We start from the raw sequence: 3,188 nt of genomic DNA, 5'->3' as shown, positions 1-3,188 counted from the left end.
GGTGTGGGGTGTGGGGTGTGGGGAGAATAAATAAAAATAATCTCCTGTCTCCTATCTCCTGTCTCCTATCTCCTGTCTCCTATCTCCTATCTCTTTAAAGATCGCTAAATTGTCGCCACCATTGCTGGAGAGGGTAATAGAGGAGGGGAGTCCAGAGACTACTAAGCAGAGCAGAAGTGAGGCCAATGCGTTGATAATCGAACCAAAGATCAGCGAGATTTTTGCCTCCTTGTAGATAGTATTGAAAAGCGATCGCACCATCAGCGATTAAAGTCATCACAAAGACAATTAAGACCACGGCGATCAATTCTTCTTTAACATAACGTTGTCGGTGTAAACGGGAAGTAAGGAAACCGATCAGACCAAAAACCATGATATGGGAAGGATAATTAGAGGTTAAACTATCTTGAATAGCGCCGATCGCTAATCCGGCCACCACACTATCGAGACAAGAGCGATTGAGACTCCAACTAACCAACCAAATCAGTAACCAATTGGGAGCGATGCCTAAAATCTCCATTCCGGGTAGCCGCATTAAGGAAAGAAAGGTACAGAGAAGCAACGAAGCGATAGTGACTAAAATATTCAGTATAAAACGAGAACGGGCTGATAAACGGCTTAATTTCAGCATAATTACCCTTCTCACTGCTGGGGTTGCGGGTGAACGAACACCCATTCGAGATTGTCCACGGTGGCGGTAAATTCAATTTTGGCGGTGGGGGCGGGATTTTCCTGTAAATTAAGGGAAATTATACGACCGATGGGCAACCCCGGCGAAAAAAGACTACTAAAAGCCGAAGTTGTCACCACATCTCCCGGTTTGACATCGGGAGCTTTTTCAAAAAAGCGCAGGGTGGCGACTTGGGAATTCTGACCTTGAATTAAACCCATGGCCCGACTACGATTCACCGTTGCTCCGATGCGACTTTGGGAATTACTGACCAATAGAACTTTGCTGGTGTGGGGGGTAACTTCCGTAATCCGTCCCACTAAACCACCAATTCCCGTCACCGAAGCACCCACTGGCACACCATCGGCGCTACCCCGACCGATAATCACCTGTTGCCACCAATCATCGGCGCTGCGGCCAATAATTGGAGCAGAAATCAGGGGTTTTTTCTGGGTTTGATAATAACCAAGCTGTTTTTTTAATTGTTGATTTTGATATTCGACTTCACTTAAACGATTTTGTAATTCTCGCACCCGTTGATCGGCCAGAAGTTGCTCTTGCAGATTAGTTTCCTCTCCCTGAAAAGGACGAGTTAATAAACCATACAATTCTAAAATCGCCCCACTTTGATAGGTGCGAATGTACCAAGCTCCCCCAAAAGCGGCAGCGAGCAGCAAAAGTCGCCATCTCTGCTGTGTCCATTTTCGTCGTGCTGAATACATGAGCGATTTTAAACCTCTTGACTGTGTAGAGTGAGAATCCGTGAATTTTGCCGCTAACCTAGCCTAGTGACCTTTAGACATTGCGAGTTGTTTCATTAACGATCCGCTCAAAGAGTTTCTGATTTTTTAACACTTCTCCCGTGCCTTTGACCACACAGCGCAGCGGATCTTCAGCGACATGGGTAACGATACCGGTTTCGTGACTGACTAGGCGATCGAGTCCCCGTAATAAAGCACCTCCTCCCGCTAACATGATCCCGCGATCGATAATATCGGCAGCTAATTCGGGGGGAGTTTTTTCTAGGGTACGTTTGATCGCATCAACGATCACGGAAAGTGGCTCATCCATACTTTCCCGCACTTCTTCCGCTTTGATGGTCACGGTGCGGGGTAAACCGGACATGAGATGCAATCCCCGCACTTCCAGAGGAGGAAATTCATCTCCGGGGGTGGGATAAGCGGAAGCAAGGCGAATTTTAATATCTTCGGCCGTACGTTCCCCGATAATCAGGTTATGGACTTTTTTTAGATAGGCGATAATTGAGTCCGTCAGTTCATCCCCAGCGACGCGCACCGATTCGCTGATCACGGTCCCATCAAGACTGAGAATCGCCACTTCTGTCGTGCCACCACCGATATCGATGATCATATTTCCCGTCGCTTCCGAGACGGGTAAACCAGCACCCAAGGCTGCCGCAATCGGTTCATCAATTAACCCCACTTCTCGGGAGCCGGCATTTTTGGCCGCATCCACCACCGCGCGTCTTTCTACTCCAGTAATCCCACTAGGAACACCGATTACCATGCGGGGATTGCCAATCGTGCCATCGAGCGCTCGTTTGATGAATTCCGCTAACATGATCTCGCAACTGTAAAAATCGGCGATTACCCCATCGCGCAGGGGTCGCAGAGCGGTGACATGGCCCGGAGTGCGACCGAGCATTTTTTTGGCCTCCTCCCCGACAGCGACTGGGTTACGATCTTGATCGATCGCTACTACCGATGGTTCCTCTAAAACGATACCTTTCCCTGATACATAGACGAGGGTGTTTGCTGTCCCCAAGTCTATACCTATGTCCCTTGATAAGCCTAGACGTCTAAAAAAACCCGCCACTTGTTTTCACTCCTGTTCTGATCAATAAAACGTTGCTATAGCTAGACTTTCGATCGAATCGACTTGGATTTTATTAGGTTTTGTTTCTCAAGTCTAGTTAATTATCGCTTCTTTCTCTCCAGATTTACCCAGGTCTTTGGCCTAATTTTCTCCCTAGTCACCGGTCAAGGCTAAGGTTTCAGGCTAAAATGAACATACTATTGTACTAAATTGAGGATTTAAGACCATGAGTGTAAATCTGGTTCATTTGGTGGGACGAGCGGGGAGAGACCCAGAAACCAAGTATTTCGAGTCGGGTAAGGTTTTATGTACTTTAACTTTAGCGGTTAATCGTCGCTCGAAAAATAGCGATCAGCCAGATTGGTTCGATCTGGAAATTTGGGGTAAAACGGCGGAAGTGGCCGCTAATTATGTGAAAAAAGGCGGTTTAATCGGGATTAAGGGTTCTTTAAAAATGGATACCTGGAATGATAAAAACACGGGATTAGCTCGCTCTAAACCAGTGATTCTCGTCGATCAATTAGATTTACTCGGTTCTAAGCGCGATAGTGAGGCTAATTCCGAGCGAGAATTTTAAAGCTTGAGCGGCATTATTTCTGGATTTTGGGTGTGTTAGCCTCTAGTAACACACCCTTATTTAGGGTTTGCGGCAAAAAGTTTTTCGTGGGGGTAGGGTGTGGGG

Annotated in this window: 4 protein-coding genes; 1 reads left to right on the top strand and 3 read right to left on the bottom strand. The window is 47.0% G+C overall.

Annotated elements, in window-relative coordinates:
- Window positions 1-94 precede the first annotated feature (94 nt).
- The 3 genes from mreD to PN470_RS07920 all read right to left on the bottom strand — a co-directional run bounded on the left by mreD (window position 95) and on the right by PN470_RS07920 (window position 2,506).
- Entirely contained in the window at window positions 95-676 is a 582-nt protein-coding gene (mreD, locus tag PN470_RS07930; RefSeq protein ID WP_016514779.1) for a rod shape-determining protein MreD, read from the bottom strand.
- A complete protein-coding gene (mreC, locus tag PN470_RS07925; RefSeq protein WP_271934860.1) occupies window positions 643-1,392 on the bottom strand; it encodes a rod shape-determining protein MreC in 750 nt (249 codons plus the stop codon). Before mreC ends, mreD begins: the two co-directional genes overlap by 34 nt.
- A gap of 73 nt (window positions 1,393-1,465) precedes the next feature.
- The gene (locus PN470_RS07920; protein ID WP_002777346.1) at window positions 1,466-2,506 is read right to left on the bottom strand and encodes a rod shape-determining protein; all 1,041 of its coding nucleotides are present in this window, start codon (window positions 2,504-2,506) and stop codon (window positions 1,466-1,468) included.
- Window positions 2,507-2,732: 226 nt separating this feature from the next.
- Here PN470_RS07920 and PN470_RS07915 point away from each other — a divergent pair, with 226 nt between their 5' ends.
- Window positions 2,733-3,083, top strand: a complete 351-nt coding sequence (locus tag PN470_RS07915; RefSeq protein ID WP_002731888.1) for a single-stranded DNA-binding protein — start codon at window positions 2,733-2,735, stop codon at window positions 3,081-3,083.
- Window positions 3,084-3,188 lie beyond the last annotated feature (105 nt).

It is taken from the genome of Microcystis sp. CS-574 (assembly GCF_028329095.1).
Classification (GTDB): Bacteria; Cyanobacteriota; Cyanobacteriia; order Cyanobacteriales; family Microcystaceae; genus Microcystis; species Microcystis ichthyoblabe_A.
The sequence above is the reverse complement of the archived record's forward strand: the minus strand, read 5'-3'. Positions and strand labels throughout refer to the sequence as shown.